Consider the following 23,981-nt stretch of genomic DNA (forward strand, 5'->3'; position numbering starts at 1 on the left):
TCATTAAAATAAAATCAACCATGCATGATAGCCAAAATAGATTCCAAATCCAATCATCGATAATGATGAAAGGAATGAGATTGCGATCAAAAGTTTAGAGTGAAGGAACTTTCTTGCATAACTTGAGACTGCGGCCATTGTAAAATCCCAGATTAAAATCCCGCAGATGATAGCAGTGCTGTATAATAGAAGCTGATTGACACTGGAACCAGAAACAGTTTTAGCTAAAACTGATCCATAAATTCCTAACCAGAACATAATGGTCAGCGGGTTTGAAACAGACATGACAAATCCTGATAAAAATGAGCTTAAGACCGAATTTTTAAAAGAAGCATCATTCCTGATATGTATTTCTCTTATGCTCAAAAGACTTTCGATACCCGAGTAAAGAAGGACAAAGAAACCAAAAATCCAAAGAAACGTTTTCATAAATGAAGAGTCTATAAAATGAATCACACCAAAATATACAAGCATCATATAAAGCAGATCAGCGAGCAACGCTCCTATCCCAAAAATCCATGCATGAAAAAATCCTTTTTTAATACCGCGATTAAGCTGAGCTGCATTTACAGGACCAATAGGTGCTGCAAGAGAAATACCAAGAATCATATAGGTCATGAAAATGTTCAAAGTGGTGCCCTCCAAATTGATTTTATATGTAAGCATATTCCTGGGGAGATGCATGTACCACTTTTATTGAAGAAATAGGGAATAGTCTTTTTTACGCTGGAAAATAGACATTTAAATGATCGCCATTTTTCATCATTCAAAAAAGGCCAAAAAAATTAGCCTAATCTCATCACTGTTACATGTTTGACATGGACGAGGAATAGCCTGAGGAGAAACAGAAAAAACGCTCAGAATAATTTCTAAGCGTTTTTTAGTGATTTCCACTGCTGTTCCATGCAGTTCAAGCAAAGCAAGGATCATTAAAGTAAACAATTTCAGATAGAAACTTGCTGCCTTTTAATTTTTTATAAGCATCTCTGGCTTCTTTTTCTGTGCTGAATTCGTACATTTTAATCGTTTCCTTTAAAAAGAGCGTGATCACCCACATGATATTTCCTCCTTGTTCAGCCGATTTTGTCTTCTTATTAAAACCTATTTCGAGATGGACATATTATGACTAAAAATCGACATGTGCCGGGTAAGCATTCCGGAAACTTCCTAGTTTTTCTTTGTGTACATGTACCCTTCCAAGATAATTCTCGCTGTTCGAACAATTTTGATGGCACGAATATGACTTTGAGCTAGTTTGGGGGCACCATAGAACGCTATGATTACCCAATGAGTGGATTTGAGCTGCTTTGGGGCACCATACAGAATCTATGATTACCCAATGAGTGGATTTGAGCCGATTTAGGGTCTCATACGGACGCTATGAGTATCCAACTCCAGGATTGAGCCTGAAAAGGGGAATCATACGCACTCAATGAGTATCCAACTCCAGGATCGAGCCTGAAAAGGGGAATCATACGCACTCAATGAGTATCCAAATCCACGATTGAGCCTGAAAAGGGGAATCATACGCACCCTATGAGTACCCAACTCCAGGATCGAGCCTGAAAAGGGGAATCATACGCACCCTATGAGTACCCAACTCCAGGAGTGAGCCAAAAAAGAGGAATCATACGCACTCAATGAGTATCCAACTCCAGGATTGAGCCTGAAAAGGGGAATCATACGCACCCTATGAGTACCCAACTCCAGGATTGAACCAAAAAAGAGGAATCATATGGACTCTATGAGCATCCAACTCCAGGATTGAGCCTGAAAAGGGGAATCATACGCACCCTATGAGTACCCAACTCCAGGATTGAACCAAAAAAGAGGAATCATATGGACTCTATGAGCATCCAACTCCAGGATTGAGCCTGAAAAGGGGAATCATACGCACTCTATGAGCATCCAACTCCAGGATTGAGCCTGAAAAGGGGAAGCATATGCACCCTATGAGTACCCAACTCCAGGATTGAGCCAAAAAAGAGGAATCATAAGCACTCAATGAGTTATCCAACTCCAGGATCGAGCCTGAAAAGGGGAATCATACGCACCCTATGAGTACCCAACTCCAGGAGTGAGCCAAAAAAGGGGAATCATACGCACTCAATGAGTATCCAACTCCAGGATTGAGCCTGAAAAGGGGAATCATACGCACCCTATGAGTACCCAACTCCAGGATTAAGCCAAAAAAGAGGAATCATATGGACGCTATGATTACCCAATGAGTGGATTTGAGCTGGTTTGGGGCACCATACAGACTCTATGATTATCCAATGCGTGGATTTGAGCACTTTTGGGGATCCATACGAGCTCTATGACTACCAAATGCCTGGATTTGAGCCGATTTAGGGTCTTATCCATAAATAAATTTGATGTCTAACTGGGAGGAAATGAGGATGGATGAACGGGATTGGCTGGTTTTACAAACGCTTTACCGAGAAAAAAACATCACCAAGGCCGCTCAGCACTTATATATTTCACAGCCCGCATTGACGAATCGCCTGCAGCAGCTGGAAAAGGAATTCGGCGTGACCATCGTGCACAGAGGAAGGCGCGGCGTTCAATTTACTCCACAAGGCGAATATTTGGCGAAATGTGCATATGATATGCTGTCAGCCATTCAAAAAATAAAAGAAAATGTCCTGAATATGGAGGATAACACAGTTGGAACATTAAGGCTTGGTGTATCTAACTTTTTCACAGATTATAAGCTTCCTAATCTATTAAAATTATTTAAAGAGCAGTACCCGAATGTGGAATTCAAGGTAACGACCGCATTCAGCAGCGAGATTGCCCATTTAATTTACAGCGGTGATGTTCACATCGGGTTTGTCAGGGGAGATTACAGCTGGAAAGGGCAAAAGCGTCCGTTGTTTGAAGAAACCTTGTGCATTGCTTCAAAAGAAGAAATAGATATCTCGAAACTCCCTGAACTGCCAAGAATTGATTATCAAACAGACCCTCTTCTGAAAACAGCCGTAGATCATTGGTGGTCTGAACATTTCACTCAGCCTCCATTAATAAGTATAGAAGTGGATAAAGCCGATACATGCAAAAAAATGGTTGTAAACGGATTAGGCTATGCCATCTTGCCGAGTATGATCTTAAGTGATGTTGATGGCCTGCACAAAATTGTGATCGAAACAGTTGATGGAAAGCCTATCATGCGTAAAACATGGATGTTTTTTCATGAAGAATCCCTGCAGCTGAATATTGTGAAGGCATTTGTGGATTTTATCGGGAATTTGGATTTTGAGAATGGGATTTAGGCGTTTGCTGCTTGACATCAATGCGGAAAATTTTATCCTTTCTTATCTCTAAAAAATAAGCTGATGTGGATTCACATCAGCCTTTTTCAGTATAGGACTCAGCTGGTCCTTTTATTTTTTTCTTGTTAAACATACTCTGTCTTTTCTTCATCGATTTCGTCAAATAACCGCCTTTAAACGAACGGATTTCATAGGACATCATGAAAGCAGCTGGTTCTCTTTCCTGAATAATTTCGAGCAATTCCTCTTCGCGTGACCGCTTTGAAACGATGTCTAAACGATAGCGGGTGGAATTGATGCCCTGTCCTTCAAACGAAGTAACGCCGAAACCTGCATTTCTTAAATCATTCACAAGCTCCGTATTTCTCTCCGGAATATTTACTTGATAGGTTATATAGCCAATGGCAAGCTTCTTCTCCAATAATCCGCCAAGGAGCAAACCAATACTGAACCCAACGACATAAGCGATAATGTTATAAAGGTTTGATAGATCCTGAAAGACAATCCCTAAGCTGATGATGTAGATAATCGCTTCCAATAACCCGACACCAGCTGCTGATTTTGTTTGATTTTTTACAAGAAGGATGGTTCTCATCGTGAGGACCGGGACAAAAATCAGCTGCAGTAAAAAGATCAACAACGCTTGAAGCATCATGTATAAAAACTCCTTCTTCCTGACATAGGGAAAGCTTAACATATTTCGTATTTATTTTCAGTTTTTCGATGGAATTGATGAAATTGCCATGATAAAAGATTGAATATGATGACTTAGCAAAAGAAGCCATTATGTTTTTTAAAAGGGAATGAACAAAAATGCACAAGAAATGCAAACATCGCATGTTGGTATACTTTTAACTTATTGGGGTTAGTGCTCCTTGTAAATTCCTTATTGAAATCGGGTTAAGTAAACGATTTATATCATGTAAAAAAACACCCGGAGTTTTTTATTCTGGCATCTAATCTTTCATATAATGATACATCCTTAATGCTGCTGCCGAATTAAATACTTTTCTGGTTCGGAGAGCTGCAGGGATAGCTGTTTCAAGTTGTATAACCAGGTCTTCTGCCGCTGGTTTTCTGCTTCCTTCTCTACTTTCCTCTATAGACACCTGGTGTAACGCCATATTTCTTTTTAAAAGCTCTAATAAAATAGTTTGTTTCCATCCCCAGTCTTTCAGCTATTTCATGAACATGCCATTCTGGTTCTTCTTGCAGCAAAAAAATAGCTTTCTCAAAACGTATTTTATTTAAATATTGATAAGGTGTCAGACCGTACATTTTCCTGAAAATTCTGGTGAAATGCTGTGGTGTAAAGCCGGCGAGACTTGATAAGCTTGCCATTTCCAGAGGTTCGTCGTAATGTTCGTGAAGCAGATTTACGATTTTGCGAATGTTTTCGTGAGGTGAATGTTTTGCGCTGTTTATATGGCTTTCGTTGTTCGTTTCTTCCAGCTTTCTCAGCTCCAGCAAGAAAGAGTAAAGGCTGACGGATGCATTCATTACTGCATCATTCTCATTTTTCTGTGCAATTTGCCACAGTTTTTCAACATATGACCAAAGAGATGAAAATGATTTTACAGTCATCACTTTCGGCTGTTTAAGTCCTATATTCTCAAGGATTGGATTTACCGAATTTCCCTCAAACCCAATAAACCCTAATTGCCAGGGCGACTTGGTTAATGGAAAATATTCATGCGCCACTCCGGCAGGTAAAACAAGGACATGCCCCGCCTTTAATTCAAGCTCTCCAAGCCCAAATATTCGAAATACCCCCGTGCCCTTTTTATTCAAGAAGACTTGATTCACGGGAAATCCGACGGGCCTGTTCATGTATACTTGATGCTCCCATCCAATTGAGTACAAAGTCAAAGGTATTCCTTTGTTATCCCCTCTCGTATTAAGAAAATGAATTGGCAGCATGGCTCTCCCCCTCCGTATGTTCAAAATATCCTATTTATTCGTTTGTTTTGTCCTATAGATTTGTGAAATATTCTATTATGATAAATATAACTAAAGATTAAAAATAGTTAAATAATTAAAAAGATGTCAATGAGAAGTCGTCGATTCAGTCAATGTGCCTATTATCAGCCATTAAAGAAGGGAGGAACATGTACAACTGAAGAAACAATTGAACCCTTTTTCATATGCACTTGTAAGAAAATAGCTGTAGAGTCTCTGCTTGTTTGCAGTAAAATGAAAGCGCTTTAAAAAAGTGCTACTTGATCCTTATTAGTTCATGTAAGAAGTGTAATTATGACTACGTCAAAAGGAATGATTGCAATGAAGTCAAAGAAGGTTTCAGGAATCGTCATGATCCTTTTTATGTTTTGCGTTGTGATCGGATGTACAAAGCCTGTAAGTACGGAAGATGCAGCCGCTGATAGCAAGGTTCAGCTTACAATATGGTATTACAATCGATCGATCGATGATGAACTTTTGGCAAGAGTTCAGGAGCAGTTCCCTCATGTTATATTGAAAACCCAAAAAATTGACGGTGCCACTTACAAAACAAAACTTCAAACTACATTGATTGCAAAAAACGGAGCACCGGATATTGTTGCAATGAACGATTGGGTTTCTGAGTTTTTGCCATATCATGATGAGTTTGTAAATCTATTAGATTTAGAAGGTGAAGAGATAAAAGACCAATATTTGGACTGGAAGTGGAATAAGGCGTTAACACCAGATAAAAAGCATTTAATTGCTCTGCCGATGGACATTGGGCCAACCGCTTTATTCTATCGGGAAGATTTATTTAAAGAAGCTGGGCTTCCAACCGACCCTGCTGAGGTATCTGCACACCTTTCAACTTGGGATGATTATATAAAAGCTGGAGAACAAATGAAAGCAAAAACCGGAGTCTACATGTTTGATACGATCAACAGAGTGTTCACCCAGCTCACAAGTCAAAGGAAAGATATATTCTTCAATAAATCTGATCAGTTTATAGGGGATGGTCCATCTATTAAAGAAGATTGGGAATATGGAGTGGAAATCCATAAAAAAGGATTAAGCGCCAACTTAGAAAATGGACCTGAATGGAGCGCCGGCATGAACAATGGAAAAGTGGCTTCATTTGTGGGCGCTTCCTGGGAAAAATTAATTCTTCAGGATGCTGCTCCTGATACCGCAGGAAAGTGGCGGGTTGCAAGGGCTCCAGGCGGTGGCGGGAACAATGGGGGTTCATTTATAGGAGTTTTAAAAAGCTCAAAGCATCCTAAAGAGGCATATGAGGTTATCAAGTGGCTGATGAATCCTGAAAATCAGCTTCAATCCTATTTAAAAATGGATTTATTCCCTTCAACACCCAGCATATTTGATGAACCGGAAATGATTGAGGAAGAGCCGTTTTTTGGCGGCCAAAAAACGGTGGAGGTCTTTAGCGAAGCAGCTCAAGATGTTCCAGTAGCATACTATGGCCCTGAGCATTCTACAGCTAGTGCCGCTTTCGATGAACAATTGTTATTGATAGCAAGACAAAATAAAGATCCCGGCAAAGCGTGGAAAGATGCATTAGAAAAAATAAAAAGGGAACTTTCACATTAATGATCGGGCTGGAACTATTTAGCATTCTTCATGAAATGGACTGAATGCTTCTTCAGCAGATTAAAGGAGGTCTTAGAAAGGTGGATGGCCCTATGAAAATTGAAAAAACGGAAACACTTGCACACCCAGCCGTTCAGTCAGCTAAAAGCAGTATCTGGCATGATATTTATAAAAATAAAGTATTGTATCTCTTTATATCGCCATTTTATCTTCTCTTTTTAGCATTTGGTTTGTTTCCTGTACTCTTTTCTTTATTTCTTTCATTTCAAAGCTGGGCTGGAATTGGAGAAATGGAGTTTGTCGGGCTGGTCCAATTCAGGTATTTAATAACGGATCCTGTTTTTTGGAAGGCAATTGGAAACACCTTTATTATTTGGTTTTTATCAACTATTCCCATGCTGTTTGGCGCATTGTGCATAGCGTTTTTGCTGAATGTACCCATGCTCAGGTTCAAGGGATTCTACAGAACCGCTTTTTTCTTAACTAATGTTACGTCTATCGTCGCGGTTACCATTATCTTTAAATCTATATTTGGAAATCAGTATGGTCTCTTCAATTATATATTAACTGTGATCGGTCTTGAGCCTGTTCCATGGATGAACTCTGGCATTCTAGTCAAAATTGTGATTGCTTCCATGGTTGTCTGGCGATGGGCAGGTTATAACGCCATTATCTATCTTGCAGGCCTTCAAAGTATTCCAAATACACTTTACGAAGCTGCAAAAATAGATGGTGCGAGTTCATATCAAATGTTTTTTCATATCACGATTCCCATGCTTCGGCCTATTATCCTGTTTACTGTTTTAATGACAACAATAGGATCCATGCAGCTGTTCACTGAGCCGCAAGTTTTGCTTGGAGATTCTGGCGGCGTTGGAGAGTCGGGCTTAACAATTGCTTTGTACATGTATCAGCAAGGGTTTATCAAGCATGAGTTTGGATATGCAGCAGCCATTTCATGGGCACTATTTCTAATCATTGCTCTTTTTTCATTATTCAACTGGAAAGTTGTTCAGAGGACTGGCGTGAAATCCTAGAAGGGAGAATCGATCTAATGAACCGAATGAAGGCACGTTTAAAAAAAATGATCCTGCATCTTATCTTATTAATAGGTGTTTTCATTTCTATCTTTCCTTTTTACTGGCTTGTCGTTATGGCTTCAAATAAAACGGGCGACATTCTTGCGTTTCCTCCTAAACTGACACTTGGCAATGAGCTTTTTGCAAATATCGGAAAGGTCCTTCTGAATGTGGACTTCTTTCAGGCTTTTTTAAACACCTTATTTGTGGCTTGCGCATCAACAGCTGGCATCTTATTCTTTTGTTCACTTGCAGGATTTACGTTCGCAAAGTTCGTGTTTCCCGGAAAAAGAATATTGTTCGGGGGCCTGCTGGTCACAATGATGATTCCTTCGCAGCTTTCATTTATTCCATCTTTTCTTATGGTTGCGGAAATTGGCTGGGCCAGTACGTTTAAAGCGCTGATCATCCCGGGCATCGCCAGTGCTTTTGGGATCTTTTGGATCAAGCAGTTTGCTGAGGAAGCTATACACGATAGTTTGCTTGATGCGGGAAGACTCGATGGCTGCAGTCCCTTCAGTCTATATTGGCACATTGCTCTGCCAATCTTGAGACCGGCGCTTGCATTTCTGGGTATTTTCTCTTTTATTGGCAGCTGGAATGACTATTTATGGCCGCTTGTGGCTTTAAATGATCCTGAGAAATTCACGCTTCAAGTTGCTTTATCGCAGTTAAATGGGATATACACAACAGATTACGGGATGGTTATGGCAGGTACATTAATGGCCACTCTACCATTAATCATCTTCTTCCTTTTTGTAAGCCGTCAATTTATCTCTGGCATAACAGCTGGTGCCCTAAAAGATTAATAGAATTGCCTTAAAGGAGGTGGGGCCTTCACTAAATGATTATTTGGAAGCTCCAGTAAAGGATGAAACCAATTAATAAGGAGGCTATTTTTATGACGTTAAAAATTGGATTTATAGGTACAGGCGGTATTGCAAAATTCCACATAAATAATCTTGCCAAGATAAATGATGTACAAGTATCAGCCTTATGCGATGTTCAAGTGGAAAGAGCGCAGGCGGAAGCACAGCAATGGTCTGATGCAAGGGCTTATGCAAATGTAAACGATATGCTTGACGATCGGAATTTAGATGCCGTTTACATATGTGTTCCGCCTATGGTGCATGGTGAAGCAGAAAAAGCTGTTATCGAGAGAGGCATTCCTTTTCTTGTGGAAAAGCCGCTTGGCATTGATCATAAACAGCCGGATGACATTTTAAAGCTTGTAGAAGCAAATAAATTGATCACATCGGTAGGTTATCATTGGCGCTATCAGGAAGGAGTTCAAAGAGCACTTTCAATGCTCACTGAACGTAAGGCGGGTATGGCGCTGGGCTACTGGATGGGAGGCATGCCCATGGTGCCATGGTGGAGACTTCAGGAAGGTTCAGGAGGACAATTTGTTGAGCAAACAACCCATATCGTTGATTTATTGCGCTATCTTTGCGGAGAGGTGAAAGAGGTTTATGCCTCCTATGGTAAACGTGTGATGCATGAAAAAGTAAAAGGAACTACCGTTGCTGATGTTGGGACTGTTACATTGACTCTCCATAACGGAATGGTTGCAACAATATCCAATACATGTATGTCTCCTGTTGGACATAAGGTTGGCCTTGACATTTATACAGAACAGGGAGTTTTGGAAATTACAGGATCAGGACTGAAAGAGATTTCTCCAGACCGTACTTTTGACTATCATGATAGGAAGAACCCTTATCTTTTGGAAGATGAGGCTTTTATTCAGGCTGTACAAACAGGTGATCCATCCAGTGTTTTATCAGATTATAGAGATGCTGTCAAAACGCACAAGGTAACATTGGCAGCGAATGAATCGGCTGAGTCTGGGAAACCGGTTTCACTTAAGGAGTTGTCAAGAATATGAAGTTTTCTCTTTGTATAGGTGCTTATAAAGGGAAGGATGCTATTTACCATTTGGAGAAGATTAAAGAACATGGCTTTCAAGGTTTGGAGTATTACAGCTGGTGGGACCTTGATCTGGAAAAGATCTCAAAGGAACAGGAACGGATTGGTGCAGGCATTATTGCTACCTGCACACGCTATTTTAATTTAGTTGATTCAAGCAGGCGTGCTGAATATTTAGCAGGTTTGAAAGAAACCATTGAAGCTTGTAAAATTCTTGGAACTCCATCTATTATTACTCAAACCGGCAATGTTCAGGATGGTGTATCCCGGGAAGTTCAGCAGCAGGCAATGATTGAAACATTAAAACAGTGTGCTGTTATGTGTGAGGATGCCGATGTCATTCTTGAAGTTGAACCTTTGAATGGACTTGTTGATCATCAGGGACATTTCCTCCAATATTCAGATGAGGCTGTGTCAATTATTGATAAAGTCGACAGTCCGAATGTTAAATTAGTATTTGATGTGTACCATCAGCAGATTACAGAGGGGAATGTCATTCGAAACGCAACGAACTATGCAGATCGAATCAACCATTACCATATTGCTGATAATCCTGGGCGGAATCAGCCTGGTTCTGGAGAACTGAATTATGTCAATATCCTTAAGGCCATTAAAGAAACGGGGTACAATGGTTTTGTAGGGTTAGAGTGCGGTTATACAAAAAATACAGATGAAGCTCTAGAAGAATTTTCACAAACCATTATTAAAAATGTATTTCCATCTGAAGCGGGTGCTAGATAACTGCATTTCTCATTCATAAAGAGTTGCTTATGTTTGTTCTGAGCTCTTTTGTGCTGCAAAATTGGTTAAAAAAAGCCGAGATGGATGAAAAAGGAATCCATCTCAATAAAGGTCTGTAAAGTAGAAGATATCTAAAAAGGCTTTGTTTATATTGTAAGTTTTATATAACACTAGTAAGTCTCTCCCGTATAAGGGAGGGGCTTTTTCTTTATTTTTGACGGTATTTTCAGCTTGAATGTAAAAATAGTATGAACATCATAACAAATTTCACTGAACCTTTACATAAAACTAAAACTCTTTTACATTGCCTTAACGATCCCAACTTGTTAATAAGGTACATTTAAACCAGTGAGTAAAGTCAGAAAGGAGAAAACAGAATGAGGGTTCAGGATGAAGCCGTTTTGCATCTGCAGATCGCAGAATCGATGATTGAAAAAATCCGCAATGGCCACTATAGGGAAAGTGAAAAAATCCCTTCGGAAAATGAGCTTTGCCGCCAATTTCATGTGAATCGGCATGTAGTAAGACAAGCCATTGCAAGAATGACCAACCTTGGCTGGGTCACACCGGTTCAGGGAAAGGGCTGCTATATTAACCGAATCATGAAGCCTGTTCAATATGTTCTGTCCTCTCAAACAAGATTCTCTGAAAATATGACAAATCAAGGCGTTCCGCATAAAAGCAAGCTGCTTCATTGGGAAGCAGGACTGCCGTCAGAAGAAGAGCGGGAGCATCTGCAGATTCAGCAGAATGAGAAAGTGTACCGTTTAGAGATTTTAAGATATGTGGATGAAATGCCGATGTCCGTCACGACAACCGTTTTTCCAGAAGCAGAGGTTCCAGGGCTTGAAAATTATTTTGAGGATTTTCATTCCTTATATGGGCTGCTAGAAAAACACTATCAGTTTCGCCCTGTGCGATGCAAATCCATTTTTCACGCAAGTCTTCCGTTTTTGAAAGATGCAAAGGTATTGCTGATTCCTGAGAGCGTGCCGATTGTGCAAATTGAAAGTCTGATGAATCATCCTGGGGGTTCCCCGGTTGAATACAGCATTGCAAGAGTCAGAAGCGACATGCATCGCTGCCTGATCGAATTTTAAGGGGGTGTTGTCTGCATTTCTTAAAGCTTTGCGTTTTCTGAATTCGATATCCACCAAACTAAAACAAGTTAAAAGGAGAATTTTCGATGAAAAAATGGTTTGTTCTTATGTTCCTGTTTAGTTTTGCTGCAATTTTGTCTGCCTGTTCATCTGAAGCACAAAGCGGAAGCGGAGGCAGTGATGATACGCTGACGATTGCCTGGTATCCTAATGAATCCGGGGCTGATTTAAAAGGTGCACGCGAGGAAATCGGTAAAGTGGTTGAAGAAGCAACTGGCAAAAAGGTTGAGCACAAAACGACGACAGATTACATTATTGCGATCGAATCGATTGCAAATGGAAATGCAGATATCGCCTTTATGGGAGCGCAAGGCTACATCGAAGCTAATGCTAAAAACGAAAAAGTACAGCCGCTGGTTGTTCCAAGCGGTGCATCAGGTACAATCGACGATGCTGTTTATCACAGCTGGCTTGCTGTACAAAAAGAAAATGCAGAGTCATATAAAGACGGCGAAGAATTCAAGATTGATGAAATCAAAGATAAAAAGTTTTCATTTGTCTCAAACAGCTCTACTTCTGGCTTTAAAGTACCTTCAGACGGCATTGTTTCCTATTTCAGCAAAATGGACGAGTACAAAGATCTTAAAGCAGAAGACTTGCTAGAAGGCGGAAAGTTTTTCAGCGAGGTTCAATATGGCGGTTCCCACCAGGGATCTGCAGTGAACTTACTGGCAGGTAAATCAGATGCAGCAGCGTTTTGTGATACTTGTGTTCAAAACTATGTTGAGCTATCTGAAGGTGATGAGAATACTGCAGGAGCGGTTTACAAAGTAAAAGAGGATGCTGCGGAGCCATTTAATACAGTCCCTGGTAAAGAGTTCACGTTAATTTCTGTCACACCGGTATTGAATGCACCATTTACAGTCAATACAGAAACAGTCAGTGAAGAAGATATTAAATCTCTTAAAGAAGCCTTTACTTCTGATGAAATGGCAAGCAATGAGAATATTTTCATTCCGGAAGATTCAGAGACTTCAGGCTTGTTCTACAAAACGGACAAAGAACGATTCCTTGAAGTAGAAGATGCATGGTTTGATCCGATCAGAGAATTATCTAAATAAATCATGAAGAAGAGGGAGATAACAATGAAAGCGTTGCTTCAGGTAACCGGAGTATCTAAGCAGTATGGGAAAGATACGAAGGCGTTATCAGATGTTACTTTCTCTGTAAACGAAGGAGAGTTTGTTTCCATTATCGGTCCATCTGGAGCGGGGAAATCAACGCTCCTTCGCTGCATCAACAGAATGATTGATGCAACAGACGGAGAAATACTATTTGATCAGACGAATTTGAATTCTTTGGGAAAGCGGGATTTACGAAAAGCGAGAACGAAAATCGGCATGATTTTTCAGCACTATAATCTTGTGAACCGTTTAAGTGTGATTGAAAATGTGCTGCATGGACGGCTTGGCTATAAGTCTGTTTTCGCTGGGATGTTTGGCATATACAAGGAAGAAGAGAAGCAGGAAGCATTAAAAATCCTTCAAGCATTGGGACTTGGCGATCAAATTTATAAGAGATGTGATCAGCTGAGCGGAGGACAGAAACAGCGCGTCGGCATTGCAAGAGCCTTGATTCAAGATCCAAGACTGCTGCTTTGTGATGAACCGATAGCGTCTCTGGATCCGAATGCATCAAAAATTATTATGGATCATTTGAAAACAATCTCGAAATCAATGGGAATTACGGTCCTTGTCAATTTGCATCAAGTAGATGTGGCTTTAGCCTATTCCGATCGCATCATTGGTGTCAGCAAGGGAAAGGTTGTATACGATGGCCCGCCGAAAAATATAACAAATGAACAAATACACAGTATTTATGGCTCAGAAGCAGGAGAATTGATTATGGATGCAGGTGGCCGCAATGCAGGGTAACTTCTTTTTTAAAAAACGTATTCAATCTGCGGTGGTTTTGGCTATTCTTTTATCAGTCACATATGGGGCCATGCTGATCACCCAGTTTAATTTGCAGGAAGGGTTTGCTTCTATCCCAAAAGCAATTGTCTGGGGATTTTCAAATTTCTATCCCACGGCTGAATCATTGGAAAATCTGCCTTCCATTTTTGATAAATTGATTGAAACATTGCTTATTTCCATTGCAGCAGCATCTGTAGCAGCAGTACTTGCTGTTTTCTTTGCCATTGCCGGTTCAAAAACAACGAAAGTAAACGGTTTGTTTGCAGGTTTGAGCAGAGGAATTGCGACCTTGTTCAGGAATATCGATGTTGCTGCCTGGGCCATGATTTTGCTTTTTTCCTTTGGCCAAAGCTCGCTGACAGGATATTTTGCTTTATTTTTTGTGTCCTTTGGTTTTTTGACAAGAGCATTCATGGAAACGATTGATGAAGTCGGTTATGGCGCGGTTGAAGCATTGCAGGCAACAGGCGCCGGTTATTTTACGGTGATTATTCACTCCGTCATTCCGGCGTGTCTTCCTCAAATGATCAGCTGGGTGCTTTTTATGATTGAGACGAATATCAGAAGTGCGACGCTCGTAGGAATTCTGACAGGGACAGGAATTGGATTTTCTTTTGACCTTTATTATAAAAGTCTTAATTACTCTTCAGCGAGTTTAGTCGTTCTTCTGATCGTTGTGTCCATTTTGCTGATTGAAGCGGCCTCAAATTACGTGAGGAGGGTGATTTTATAATGAGAATAGAAGGCTTTTCCATACCCCCGAATGCGGCAGGAAAACGGATTAAAGTAAAGCCCTTTACTAAACAGTCATTCATCATCCAGCTGACGATGACTGCTCTTGCCATTTTGACGGTTTATGGGTTCATAAGCTTTGATTATAAGGATATTACTTTGTTAGGCGGACTTGCTGCTGCTTTTGAAAATTTCAAAATAATGTTCACAGAGGCTCATTTTGTTCATTTCACTTTTTCTGAAGCGATTTATCAGGTTTTAATTACAATCAGCCTGGCAGCTCTTACGACATTGTTTGGAGCTGTAATCGCCTTATTTCTTGGTCTATTTGCAGCGCGGAATTTATCGAATGAGAAGGTTTCAGCTGTTATCAAAGGAGCAGTTGCCTTTATTCGAGCTGTTCCTACGGTGCTATGGGTGTTAATTTTTGCTGTTGCTGCTGGACTTGGCAGCGTAGCCGCTGTAATCGGGATGACGTTTCACTCTGTCGGATATTTAATTAAAGCTTACTCGGAATCCTTCGAGGAGATGGATGAAGGAGTCATTGAAGCCCTGCGGGGAAGCGGGGCAAGCTTCTGGCAAATTGTGTTTCAGGCTGTCATGCCTTCAACGATTACCTATTTGATTTCATGGACGTTTCTGCGATTTGAAATAAACTTCGGGGTAGCTGTAGCGATGGGTGCGGCTGCAGGTGCGGGCGGAATCGGATTTGATTTGTTTATGGCAAGCGGATTCTATTTTGACTTGAGAGAAGTTGGAATGATCACATATTTCATTTTAACGTTTGCTATTTTGCTTGAGATTCTGGCTATTCGAATTAAATCAGGTCTTCATGCCCGCTAATAAAACGCCGATGCTTCGGCGTTTTTTGTTTCGCCATGGATTTAAGACAACAGGTGCCATTATTTAGACCTAATCCTGATACGTGTTACAGATTAAAGTGTTCTTTTTCTAAAAAAAGCCATTCCTATTCACAAATGGAGTGCCCTTCTTAGTTAATTCCGAGACTTTCAACCATTTTCCCGAGACTTTTTCATTTAATTCCGATACTTTCAAAAATAATCCCGAGACTTTCCGAATGAATTCCGTATAAATGTGAACAAAATGAACCAGAGATATATAGTCTCACTTAACTTTACTCATTCTTTACCTTTTTTTACATTCCCTTAACCTTTGAAACTTGGCGACAAGTTAGATTGTAAGTAAGGAAAAGATGAAACGCCATTCATCTTCAAACAAACTGTTTATGAGAGGAGAACCAATGAAAAAATCTAGGTTATCAAAGATTTTAATAGAAGGAAATCCAAATCTGCTTAAGAAATTATCAGCCCAAGTTGAGGAAGCTCACACAGTTAAAGTGAACCGTTCACCAAGTACTGGTCTTGTCATGATGAAAACGCGTGATTCGGTTTCCAGGCAGCCATTTTATATGGGTGAAGTTCTCATTACAGACTGCGCCGTTGAAGTTCATGGCTCGCAAGGAGTTGGCGTGCTGATGGGCGAAGAGCCAGACCGGGCATATTCGCTTGCCGTTGTGGATGCCGCCTTTAATGCAAAGCTCCCGATTGCTGGGATTTGGCTTCATGAACTTGAAGAGGAAGAAAGGAACATAGCAAAGCTAAAGCAAAAAGAAATGTCAATACTTGCCCGTTCACAAGTAAGTTTTGACACGATGGAGGATTACAATGACAAAAGTTGAGCCGTTTGATGCTGTGAACAATACACAGCAAATTTACCGCAAGCTTCTGGATTGCATGGCAAGACCGGGTAAAGTGAATTCCATTGAGCCTTATTTATTCCAAGATGATCATGAGAGTTTATTTTCTAAGCCCCTGCTTAGTCTTGCTTATACGCTTGTCGATCGGGAAGTGAGTTTTCACGTGATATCTGATCTTAAAGAAAAGGCTGAACAATATATATATTGGCAGACTTTCAGCCAAACTGCCGAGCTGCATGAAGCCCATTATGTTTTTATCGGGAAACAGCTGAGTGATGCAGAGATTCAAAGTGTAATGAATGAAGTAAAGGCTGGAACTCTGGAAGATCCTCATTTAAGCGCAACGATTCTGATTCAAGTGAATACATTGACAGACGGTCCTGGAGATGGCATGAAGCTAAAGTTAACTGGCCCTGGCATTCAAGGCGCAAGAAAGGTATATGCAGATGGACTGCCTTCTGCCTGGATAGCCGAGAGAAAGAAAATAAACAGTGAATTTCCGCTCGGAGTTGACATGATTCTGACAACCTCTTCTGGTGAAATCATGGCGATTCCACGTACTACAGTGATTGAAAGGGAGGAGATCTGAGTGGGGTATGTAGCAGTAACTGGAGGGCAAAAAGCAATTGAGCATGCAAGTCGTCTAGTTGATTATTTTCGCTTAAAGGATAGGGGAGAAACCTTAAAAACGAATCAAATTGAAAGTCAAATGCGCCTTTTGATCGACCGGGTGATGGGAGAAGGCGGCTTATATGCACCTGAATATGCAGCTCTTGCCCTCAAGCAATCAGAAGGAGATCCTGCTGAAGCGGCATTTTTATTAAGAGCCTATCGATCTACTCTTCCAAGAAACTATTATTCTCTCACCGCCGAACCGGGGGACATGAGAGTGGTCAGAAGAATTTCCTCTTCATTTAAAGATATCCCTGGCGGACAGCTGCTTGGTCCAACCTATGATTATACCCATCGCTTATTAAATTTTCATTTAAGAAATGAAGATGAACAAGAAATTCAATCATTTTTGGAATCTATGAATCTAGGTGCAGAAGACATCAAGTTTGAACACACTTTTCAAAAGGTTGCAGACTTGCTGAGAGATCAGGGTTTTCTTTCAAACCGGGAGAAGAATGAAGAGGAGCCTTTTGATATTACCCGGGAAAAAATAACGTTTCCGGCTTCACGATCTGCTAGGCTTCAATCTCTTGCAAGGGGTGAAACTGGAGCCATGACGGCGATGGCTTACAGCAGTATGAGAGGGTATGGAGTTGTTCATCCGACAATTGGAGAATTGCGGGTTGGACACACAGATGTTCATATTCCATATCCGTTTGGAGATGAGGATGACAGTCTCTATATTGGAGAAGTGCTGCTGACTGAAGTTGAAACCATCAACTCTTTTACACAGAACGATGAGGGAGACGTCGAGTTTATGCTCGGTTACGGACTGACATTTGGTCAAAACGAAGTAAAGGCGATCGCTATGGCCATTTTGGAAAGAAGCTTGGAGACTAAGGGGACATCCCCTGCACAGGATGAAGAGTTTGTGCTGCTGCATATAGACAGCATTGAATCAAATGGCTTTGTCTCCCATTTGAAATTGCCTCATTATATTACCTTTCAATCCACTTTGGATCGAATCCGGCAGGCTCAAGCAGAAACAGCTTCTAAAACAGCCCAATTCGAAAGAGAAGGATCGTTCAGTCATACATAATTCCAGAGAGAAAGGAGTGTTAATCATGAAAAAGCAGCTAAAGCAAGCATACAATTATGCTTTTTTAGACGAAGGATCAAAAATGGAAATTCGCCGTTCCACACTGAAAGCCATTGCCATTCCAGGCTATCAGGTCCCTTTTGCATCAAGAGAGCTGCCAATCGGCAGAGGCTGGGGAACAGGTGGACTGCAGCTTACACTATCATTGATCGGAGAGAGGGACTGTGTGAAGGTTATCGATCAAGGTCATGATGACAGTGTGAATGCGGTCAGCATTAAAAAGTTGATTGAATCTTGCTCAAACGTCATAACTACCAATGATTCTGAGGAAGCCACGATAATTCAAACCAGACACAGAGTACCTGAAACACCACTGCGCGAAGATCAAATATTAGTTTTGCAGGTGCCCCTGCCTGAACCGCTGAGAAGAGTAGAAGCAAAGGAGCAGGAAACGAAAAAACTGCATGCTGAAATGGACTACAGCTCAATGTGGCTTAGATTATATGAAGATATTGTGCACTATGGAAAAATTACGATAGGCGCTGATTACCCAAGCTTGGTGAATGGCCGCTACATTTTTAATCCAAGTCCAATCCCGCGCTATGATTTGCTGAAGCTTCATCAGGCAGAAGGCCTCTATCTTTTCGGAGCAGGAAGAGAAAAGAAGATTTATGCCATTCCTCCTTATACGAATGTCGCTCCGCTTGAATTTGAGGATTATCCTTTTGAAACAGAACGGTTTGAAGGTCTTTCATGTCATATATGCGGCAGCGAAGACACGTTCCTTGATGAAATATACAACAGCGAAACAGGAGAGAAAGTGCATCAATGTTCAGATACCGGCCATTGTACAAAGGTTCAGGGAGAAAAGAGGTTAGAAGTATGATTCAGACAACGGCGGACACCCCTCTATTAAAAGTAAGAAATATGAATAAACGATTTGGGAAAGGATGCACTCATTGTCATTCACCGCAGGACCTTAAAAGCAATGACAACCGTTGTCCAAAATGCGGCAGTGTCTGGGCATGCATTGATGTGAATGTGGATTTGTATCAGGGAGAAATTTTAGGGATCGTCGGCGAAAGCGGTTCAGGGAAAAGCTCCTTCGTTAAGAGCCTCTATTTTGATGATGCTGTCACTTCAGGGGAAGCAACCATCTCCACATACCATGACGGAAAAGCTAATATTTTTTCAGTCTCTGCCCAGCAGAAACGGTATATCCGCAATTACATGATGGGAATGGTTTATCAAAATCCATGGCTCGGTCTTAAAATGTCGTTTTCAAGCGGAGGAAACATTGCAGAAAAATTAATCGCGTCAGGGAACTACCATGTCGGAAACATCCGTGAACGCGCATCAGAGCTGCTAGAGCATGTTGAAATTCCGGTCAGCCGGATGGATGAGCTTCCGAAGAATTTCAGCGGCGGCATGCAGCAGCGCGTGCAGATTTCAAAAGCGATGGCGAATAATCCTCCCATTCTTTTGCTTGATGAAGTGACAACTGGCCTGGATTTATCGGTACAGGCAAAAGTATTGGATCTTATCCGCTGTATTCAGCGTGAGTTTGGCGTATCCATGATTGTTGTTTCCCATGATCTTGGCGTGATTCGCATGCTTGCTGACCGGACGCTTGTGATGAAAAGCGGAAGAGTTGTCGAACAGGGATTAACCGACCAAATCTTAGAAGATCCAGAGCACCCTTATACTCAATTGCTTGTGCATTCTCTTTTATAAAAATTAGATGAGGTGACCTATGAAAATCTATCATGCAAAAATCGTAACGCCTGAAAACGTCATCGAGAATGGGACGATTGAAATTCTTGAAGGAAAAATCGCTTCTATTAATGAAGGAGAACCGAAAGCGATTGGATTTGAGGATATTGATGCAGCAGGAAGATGGGTTCTCCCAGGTTTGGTTGATTCCCACAGCGATGCAATTGAATTAGAGCTGGAACCTCGTCCAAGCAGTACTTTTCCAATAGAAATCTCATTTTTCGAGCTGGAAAAAAAGCTTGTTGGAGAAGGTATTACGACAATCTATCATTCTTTATCGCTTATGGAGGAAAATGCGAAAAAATGGATTCGTCAAAATGATACGGTGCTGCAGGTAATTGATGATATCAAACGGCTGTCTGCCGGAAAACAGCTGATCCGCCACAAAACACACTTAAGATATGAAATAACAAACACAGTCGCAGTTGAAGATGTGAAAAAAATGATGAAGGACGGGAAAATTGATCAGTTATCTTTTATGGATCACACGCCTGGACAAGGTCAATTTCGTGATTTAGAGGTTCATAAACGATTGTTAATGGAGCATCGTCATTTTACAGAGGAAGAAGCAAAGCAGGTCATTGAAGACAGCAAGCTGCTGCCGAAATTAAACGGTGAAATCTTAGCGGAGCTGTCAGAGCTTGCAGCAGAATATAACATCCCCCTTGCCTCTCATGATGACGATACACTTGAGAAAATTGACTTGGTTAAATCTTGGAACGCTGTCATCAGTGAGTTTCCGATTGAGCTTGATGTAGCTGTGAAGGCGAAGGAAGAAGGACTGTATGTTGTCATGGGAGCACCAAATGCCCTGCTTGGAAAATCACACAGCAATAATGTTTCTGCACTGGAAGCTGTTCAGAATGGTGCGGTTGATATTCTATGCTCTGACTATTATCCATCATCTTTATTGCATGCAGCTTTTAAATTGTATAAAGAAGGAATGCCAATCTATCAAGCTTTTAATATGGTGTCTTTAAATCCGGCGAAAGCGCTGGGCATGGAAATGGAAATAGGTTCGATTGAAGAAGGAAAGCTTGCCGATCTCATTATTATTAGTGAAGAAGGTGTGCGTCCGGTTCTTGAAATGGTGATGGTAAACGGCCAGGTTGTCTGTCAAATGAATTATCACTTCCCTGCGGCAGTCCCAATTCCAATGTAAAGGATGAAAAAAGAATGAAATTATCAGAAAAGCCAACCATTCATGAGGGTGCAAAGGTTCTTGACAGCACACTTGGCGCCTGGACAGAAATAGGAGCAAACTCCGTTATAGAAGAATCTATCATTGGTGATTACACCTATACTGCAGGAGATGCTCAAATTACGTATTCAGAGGTCGGGAAGTATTGTTCAATTGCCTCCCATGTGAGAATTCATCCGGTTAATCACCCAATGTGGAGAGTCACTCAGCATCACTTGACCTACCGCAGAGTTCAATATGACTTAGGTGAATATGACGACACGGAGTTTTTCGAATGGAGAAAAGACCATAAAGTAACGATTGGCCATGATGTCTGGATCGGCCATGGTGCCATTATCATGCCGGGTGTATCGATTGGGACAGGTGCAGTCATCGGTTCTGGGGCTGTTGTGACCAAAGACGTCCCTCCTTACATGATTGCAGCTGGAGTGCCGGCAAAGCCAATTAAAGAGCGCTTTCCAAAAGAAATCGCGGAAAAACTGCTGGAGATTGCATGGTGGAATTGGGATCGCCCTACATTGGAAGAACGCTTAGAAGAATTAAATGATGTCGAACTTTTTATCCGGAAATATGGAAAGTAATCTCCGCCCTAGAAGGAGGAAAACAATGAACGAATTATTGAAAGTAGAAAACTTGCAAAAAACGTTTAAAATGCATGAATTTAATGAAAAACAGATTATAGGCTGCAATGGCATCAGTTTTTTACTTAACGAAGGTGAATTTATCGGAATAACAGGCAAAAGCGGATCAGGAAAGTCAACTGTACTAAAAAGCATTTACCGGACGTATGCACCGACAGGCGGTTCTATGCATTACAAATCGGAGCAGTTTGGACCCATTGATTTGGTGAAAGCGACCGATCGGGAAATGATTGCCATCCGAAAACATGAGATAGGATATGTATCTCAATTTTTAAATGTTATGCCAAGGATTACAGCAATTGAGGTTGTTGCAGAAGCACTGATGGAAATGGGAAAAGGAAGCGAACATGCAGCGGCGGAGGCAAAATCAATATTGGCTCATTTCAACCTTCCATCTTCCTTATGGGATTCTTATCCCCGCACGTTCAGCGGCGGAGAAAAACTGCGGCTGAATTTGGCACAGGCCATGGTTAAACGCCCTAAATTATTGCTGCTCGATGAACCGACTGCCTCCCTTGATGATGCATCAAAGATTTCGGTAAAGGAAATGATTCTGCAGCTGAAAACAGAGGGAACGAGCATGATTGGCATTTTCCACGATCTTGATTTCATGGAGACAGTGGTGGATCGTGAATACAGCTTAATGCAAGGTGTATTAAAGGATGAAATGATCGTTTAAGAATGGAGCTGACAGAAAAAATGATCGATTTGCATTGTCATACAAAGATATCGGACTGTTCATTTACAACAGAAGAAGTTATTTCAATTGCTGAACAAAAAGGTGTTACGCATTTGGCTATCACAAATCATGACACAACTTCAGGGCTCAGTGAAGCAGCAGAAATCGGAAAGGCACTTGGCGTTTCCATTATTCCAGGCATAGAAATATCGGCATTTGATTTCACTCGAGGAAATCGTGCTCACATATTAGGACTGTATGTGACACCTGGACATGAAGCAATAAGTGAACTCTGTCAGCCTTTAATCGAACAAAGAAACAATGCATCCCAAAAGATGGTCAGGATATTAATTGAAGCAGGCTACGACCTGTCATGGAATGAAGTCGAGGAGCTTGCTGCAGGCGGAACAGGTGTCTATAAACAGCATATTATGCATGCATTATTGAAAAAGGGCTACACAACATCCATCTATGGCACGCTTTACAAAAAGCTGTTTTCAAAAGGAAGTACTGCAGAAGAGAGAGGAATGGCGTATATACCTATTGAATATGTTTCAGCAGAAGATGCGATTAAAGCCATTCGAAGGGCCGGCGGACTGCCTGTCCTTGCACACCCAGGCCAATTTCATAACTTTGATGCAGTCGAAGAATGGGCACAGCTTGGCTTAGAGGGAATTGAAGTCAACCATCCGCTGCATAATCAAACAGACAGAATGAAAGCTAGACATTTAGCAGAGCGCTTTAACTTGATTCAAACAGGAGGTTCCGATTTTCACGGGCTTTATAGTGATACACAATCTGAAATCGGGGCTTTTGCAGCAGATCAAGTGGAATTTGATAAATTGATCGCGAGAAAAGATAGTATGCTAAAGCTATGATGTGTGATAGATATCCAATGGGGTATCTTTTTTTCATAGCAGGAATAACTGTTTATTTGTAAAGCTATGTAACGAGTTGAAAAGGGTTTCTTTTTATTCAGAGGCCGGACCAAACTGAAAGAGCCGGCCTCTTACAAAGGAACTTAGCGGATAAAAAAAGGTTGTTCACAAAAAATGTTTTTAAGATTCCTCTAAATTCTACAATTTAAGGATTTTCCAATAAGTATCATTCACTTTTGAATTCCTCCTAAAATAGTTCTTATGAATTTTTGGCTTTCATCTAATAGATCGTAATTCTCTTCAAATAATAGCCAATCATATAGTGTTCCTCGCATGCAGCGAGTTATTAACATCGTTATTTCATTTGATGAAAGATCTTTTTTGATTTCACCAGCTTCCTGACCTTCTTTAACTAAAGTATAGACAATCTTATAGAGATTACGATCAGTATTGGAAAAGTAATTCACTTGCGCTGGAATTAAACCGCTCATATAAACTGTCCTCATAATATCTTTACCTAAAGAATCCCTAAGATAAATCATTTGGGATTGAGTAAACAGAAGTAATTTTTCATGAGAGGATATTCCGCTCGGGAGAGATTGAATAAAAGAAGCATAAAAGTCATCGATTTCCTTAAATTTTTCAAGGAAGATTTCGTATTTAGAATTAAAATGCACATAAAAAGCGCCTTTGGATGTTTCGCTTTTACTGACTATTTCATCAACAGTTACATGATCAAATCCCTTTTTACTAAAAAGCTCTAGTGCTGTTTCTAAAATTCTTTGTTTTGTTTGCAGAGCTTTCATTTTTCTTGGAGTCAAACGTGACATAATAATTCTCCTTTAGTTAACAAGGTAATAATATTAATAGATATTTTACCATTAAAAACTAGAATCTGATTAGTTGTAACCCTGCCATAAACATAATTTATTTTACATTTCTAAAAATTCAGAAAATAGAATTGACGATAGAAGGACGCTGCTCTACAATAAATGAAAGACTATAG

Annotated in this window: 25 protein-coding genes; 20 read left to right on the forward strand and 5 right to left on the reverse strand. The window is 40.7% G+C overall.

Annotation, left to right across the window (positions count from 1 at the left end; genetic code table 11):
• Window positions 1–3: 3 nt before the first annotated feature.
• The gene (locus LIT25_06960; protein ID USK35066.1) at window positions 4–630 is read right to left on the reverse strand and encodes a LysE family translocator; all 627 of its coding nucleotides are present in this window, start codon (window positions 628–630) and stop codon (window positions 4–6) included.
• A 280-nt stretch (window positions 631–910) separates the two neighbouring features.
• Complete coding sequence (locus LIT25_06965) at window positions 911–1,057, reverse strand: hypothetical protein (GenBank protein ID USK35067.1); 147 nt, start codon at window positions 1,055–1,057, stop codon at window positions 911–913.
• Window positions 1,058–2,399: 1,342 nt separating this feature from the next.
• Here LIT25_06965 and LIT25_06970 point away from each other — a divergent pair.
• Complete coding sequence (locus LIT25_06970; GenBank protein ID USK35068.1) at window positions 2,400–3,272, forward strand: LysR family transcriptional regulator; 873 nt, start codon at window positions 2,400–2,402, stop codon at window positions 3,270–3,272.
• 76 nt (window positions 3,273–3,348) lie between these two features.
• Here LIT25_06970 and LIT25_06975 read toward each other — a convergent pair whose 3' ends face one another.
• Both LIT25_06975 and LIT25_06980 read right to left on the reverse strand, forming a co-directional pair.
• A complete protein-coding gene (locus tag LIT25_06975; GenBank protein USK36185.1) occupies window positions 3,349–3,924 on the reverse strand; it encodes a DUF2179 domain-containing protein in 576 nt (191 codons plus the stop codon).
• Window positions 3,925–4,361: 437 nt separating this feature from the next.
• The gene (locus LIT25_06980) at window positions 4,362–5,192 is read right to left on the reverse strand and encodes an AraC family transcriptional regulator (GenBank protein USK35069.1); all 831 of its coding nucleotides are present in this window, start codon (window positions 5,190–5,192) and stop codon (window positions 4,362–4,364) included.
• Between the two features lie 333 nt (window positions 5,193–5,525).
• Between LIT25_06980 and LIT25_06985 the strand changes: the two genes are divergently transcribed.
• The 19 genes from LIT25_06985 (at window position 5,526) to LIT25_07075 (ending at window position 22,975) form a co-directional block, all read left to right on the forward strand.
• Window positions 5,526–6,818: an extracellular solute-binding protein gene (locus tag LIT25_06985; protein ID USK35070.1), complete on the forward strand. Its 1,293-nt coding sequence runs from the start codon at window positions 5,526–5,528 to the stop codon at window positions 6,816–6,818.
• A 152-nt stretch (window positions 6,819–6,970) separates the two neighbouring features.
• Window positions 6,971–7,855, forward strand: a complete 885-nt coding sequence (locus tag LIT25_06990; GenBank protein USK36186.1) for a sugar ABC transporter permease — start codon at window positions 6,971–6,973, stop codon at window positions 7,853–7,855.
• Window positions 7,856–7,872: 17 nt separating this feature from the next.
• Window positions 7,873–8,706, forward strand: coding sequence for a carbohydrate ABC transporter permease (locus tag LIT25_06995; GenBank protein USK35071.1), 834 nt, complete (start codon window positions 7,873–7,875; stop codon window positions 8,704–8,706).
• 92 nt (window positions 8,707–8,798) lie between these two features.
• Complete coding sequence (locus LIT25_07000) at window positions 8,799–9,785, forward strand: Gfo/Idh/MocA family oxidoreductase (GenBank protein ID USK35072.1); 987 nt, start codon at window positions 8,799–8,801, stop codon at window positions 9,783–9,785.
• The gene (locus LIT25_07005; GenBank protein USK35073.1) at window positions 9,782–10,567 is read left to right on the forward strand and encodes a TIM barrel protein; all 786 of its coding nucleotides are present in this window, start codon (window positions 9,782–9,784) and stop codon (window positions 10,565–10,567) included. The genes LIT25_07000 and LIT25_07005 overlap by 4 nt, the downstream gene beginning before the upstream one ends.
• A gap of 377 nt (window positions 10,568–10,944) precedes the next feature.
• Entirely contained in the window at window positions 10,945–11,667 is a 723-nt protein-coding gene (phnF, locus tag LIT25_07010; GenBank protein ID USK35074.1) for a phosphonate metabolism transcriptional regulator PhnF, read from the forward strand.
• An 86-nt stretch (window positions 11,668–11,753) separates the two neighbouring features.
• Window positions 11,754–12,788: a PhnD/SsuA/transferrin family substrate-binding protein gene (locus LIT25_07015; protein USK35075.1), complete on the forward strand. Its 1,035-nt coding sequence runs from the start codon at window positions 11,754–11,756 to the stop codon at window positions 12,786–12,788.
• Window positions 12,789–12,812: 24 nt separating this feature from the next.
• Window positions 12,813–13,601, forward strand: a complete 789-nt coding sequence (gene phnC, locus LIT25_07020) for a phosphonate ABC transporter ATP-binding protein (protein USK35076.1) — start codon at window positions 12,813–12,815, stop codon at window positions 13,599–13,601.
• On the forward strand, window positions 13,591–14,376 hold the full coding sequence (locus tag LIT25_07025) for an ABC transporter permease subunit (protein USK36187.1): 786 nt from the start codon (window positions 13,591–13,593) through the stop codon (window positions 14,374–14,376). Before phnC ends, LIT25_07025 begins: the two co-directional genes overlap by 11 nt.
• Complete coding sequence (locus LIT25_07030) at window positions 14,376–15,218, forward strand: ABC transporter permease subunit (GenBank protein ID USK35077.1); 843 nt, start codon at window positions 14,376–14,378, stop codon at window positions 15,216–15,218. Before LIT25_07025 ends, LIT25_07030 begins: the two co-directional genes overlap by 1 nt.
• A gap of 418 nt (window positions 15,219–15,636) precedes the next feature.
• Window positions 15,637–16,074: a phosphonate C-P lyase system protein PhnG gene (gene phnG, locus LIT25_07035; protein USK35078.1), complete on the forward strand. Its 438-nt coding sequence runs from the start codon at window positions 15,637–15,639 to the stop codon at window positions 16,072–16,074.
• A complete protein-coding gene (gene phnH, locus LIT25_07040) occupies window positions 16,061–16,681 on the forward strand; it encodes a phosphonate C-P lyase system protein PhnH (GenBank protein ID USK35079.1) in 621 nt (206 codons plus the stop codon). Before phnG ends, phnH begins: the two co-directional genes overlap by 14 nt.
• Complete coding sequence (locus LIT25_07045; GenBank protein ID USK35080.1) at window positions 16,682–17,803, forward strand: carbon-phosphorus lyase complex subunit PhnI; 1,122 nt, start codon at window positions 16,682–16,684, stop codon at window positions 17,801–17,803.
• Between the two features lie 25 nt (window positions 17,804–17,828).
• The gene (locus LIT25_07050; GenBank protein USK35081.1) at window positions 17,829–18,689 is read left to right on the forward strand and encodes an alpha-D-ribose 1-methylphosphonate 5-phosphate C-P-lyase PhnJ; all 861 of its coding nucleotides are present in this window, start codon (window positions 17,829–17,831) and stop codon (window positions 18,687–18,689) included.
• Window positions 18,686–19,537, forward strand: a complete 852-nt coding sequence (locus LIT25_07055; GenBank protein USK35082.1) for an ATP-binding cassette domain-containing protein — start codon at window positions 18,686–18,688, stop codon at window positions 19,535–19,537. Before LIT25_07050 ends, LIT25_07055 begins: the two co-directional genes overlap by 4 nt.
• Before the next feature lie 19 nt (window positions 19,538–19,556).
• Window positions 19,557–20,738 (forward strand): alpha-D-ribose 1-methylphosphonate 5-triphosphate diphosphatase, encoded by a 1,182-nt coding sequence (locus tag LIT25_07060; GenBank protein ID USK35083.1) that lies wholly within the window; start codon window positions 19,557–19,559, stop codon window positions 20,736–20,738.
• Between the two features lie 14 nt (window positions 20,739–20,752).
• Complete coding sequence (locus LIT25_07065; GenBank protein ID USK35084.1) at window positions 20,753–21,358, forward strand: acetyltransferase; 606 nt, start codon at window positions 20,753–20,755, stop codon at window positions 21,356–21,358.
• A gap of 25 nt (window positions 21,359–21,383) precedes the next feature.
• Window positions 21,384–22,097, forward strand: a complete 714-nt coding sequence (gene phnL / locus LIT25_07070; GenBank protein USK35085.1) for a phosphonate C-P lyase system protein PhnL — start codon at window positions 21,384–21,386, stop codon at window positions 22,095–22,097.
• 20 nt (window positions 22,098–22,117) lie between these two features.
• The gene (locus LIT25_07075; GenBank protein ID USK35086.1) at window positions 22,118–22,975 is read left to right on the forward strand and encodes a PHP domain-containing protein; all 858 of its coding nucleotides are present in this window, start codon (window positions 22,118–22,120) and stop codon (window positions 22,973–22,975) included.
• 230 nt (window positions 22,976–23,205) lie between these two features.
• On the opposite strand, the gene LIT25_07080 is transcribed toward LIT25_07075, so the two are convergent.
• Window positions 23,206–23,805, reverse strand: coding sequence for a TetR/AcrR family transcriptional regulator (locus LIT25_07080; GenBank protein USK35087.1), 600 nt, complete (start codon window positions 23,803–23,805; stop codon window positions 23,206–23,208).
• Window positions 23,806–23,981: the final 176 nt, after the last annotated feature.

The sequence above is a fragment of the Bacillus sp. F19 genome, assembly GCA_023823795.1.
GTDB lineage: Bacteria > Bacillota > Bacilli > Bacillales > Bacillaceae > Bacillus_P.

Coding starts and splice junctions, on each gene's coding strand:
- LIT25_07015 (USK35075.1), top strand. CDS start 11,754: ATGAAAAAATGGTTTGTTCTTATGTTCCTGTTTAGTTTTGCTGCAATT.
- phnG (USK35078.1), top strand. CDS start 15,637: ATGAAAAAATCTAGGTTATCAAAGATTTTAATAGAAGGAAATCCAAAT.
- LIT25_07025 (USK36187.1), top strand. CDS start 13,591: ATGCAGGGTAACTTCTTTTTTAAAAAACGTATTCAATCTGCGGTGGTT.
- LIT25_07030 (USK35077.1), top strand. CDS start 14,376: ATGAGAATAGAAGGCTTTTCCATACCCCCGAATGCGGCAGGAAAACGG.
- LIT25_07000 (USK35072.1), top strand. CDS start 8,799: ATGACGTTAAAAATTGGATTTATAGGTACAGGCGGTATTGCAAAATTC.
- phnH (USK35079.1), top strand. CDS start 16,061: ATGACAAAAGTTGAGCCGTTTGATGCTGTGAACAATACACAGCAAATT.
- phnF (USK35074.1), top strand. CDS start 10,945: ATGAGGGTTCAGGATGAAGCCGTTTTGCATCTGCAGATCGCAGAATCG.
- LIT25_07065 (USK35084.1), top strand. CDS start 20,753: ATGAAATTATCAGAAAAGCCAACCATTCATGAGGGTGCAAAGGTTCTT.
- LIT25_06985 (USK35070.1), top strand. CDS start 5,526: ATGACTACGTCAAAAGGAATGATTGCAATGAAGTCAAAGAAGGTTTCA.
- LIT25_06995 (USK35071.1), top strand. CDS start 7,873: ATGAACCGAATGAAGGCACGTTTAAAAAAAATGATCCTGCATCTTATC.
- LIT25_06965 (USK35067.1), bottom strand. CDS start 1,057: ATGTGGGTGATCACGCTCTTTTTAAAGGAAACGATTAAAATGTACGAA.
- LIT25_07005 (USK35073.1), top strand. CDS start 9,782: ATGAAGTTTTCTCTTTGTATAGGTGCTTATAAAGGGAAGGATGCTATT.
- LIT25_07060 (USK35083.1), top strand. CDS start 19,557: ATGAAAATCTATCATGCAAAAATCGTAACGCCTGAAAACGTCATCGAG.
- phnC (USK35076.1), top strand. CDS start 12,813: ATGAAAGCGTTGCTTCAGGTAACCGGAGTATCTAAGCAGTATGGGAAA.
- LIT25_06975 (USK36185.1), bottom strand. CDS start 3,924: ATGCTTCAAGCGTTGTTGATCTTTTTACTGCAGCTGATTTTTGTCCCG.
- phnL (USK35085.1), top strand. CDS start 21,384: ATGAACGAATTATTGAAAGTAGAAAACTTGCAAAAAACGTTTAAAATG.
- LIT25_07075 (USK35086.1), top strand. CDS start 22,118: ATGATCGATTTGCATTGTCATACAAAGATATCGGACTGTTCATTTACA.
- LIT25_06980 (USK35069.1), bottom strand. CDS start 5,192: ATGCTGCCAATTCATTTTCTTAATACGAGAGGGGATAACAAAGGAATA.
- LIT25_06970 (USK35068.1), top strand. CDS start 2,400: ATGGATGAACGGGATTGGCTGGTTTTACAAACGCTTTACCGAGAAAAA.
- LIT25_07080 (USK35087.1), bottom strand. CDS start 23,805: ATGTCACGTTTGACTCCAAGAAAAATGAAAGCTCTGCAAACAAAACAA.
- LIT25_07055 (USK35082.1), top strand. CDS start 18,686: ATGATTCAGACAACGGCGGACACCCCTCTATTAAAAGTAAGAAATATG.
- LIT25_07050 (USK35081.1), top strand. CDS start 17,829: ATGAAAAAGCAGCTAAAGCAAGCATACAATTATGCTTTTTTAGACGAA.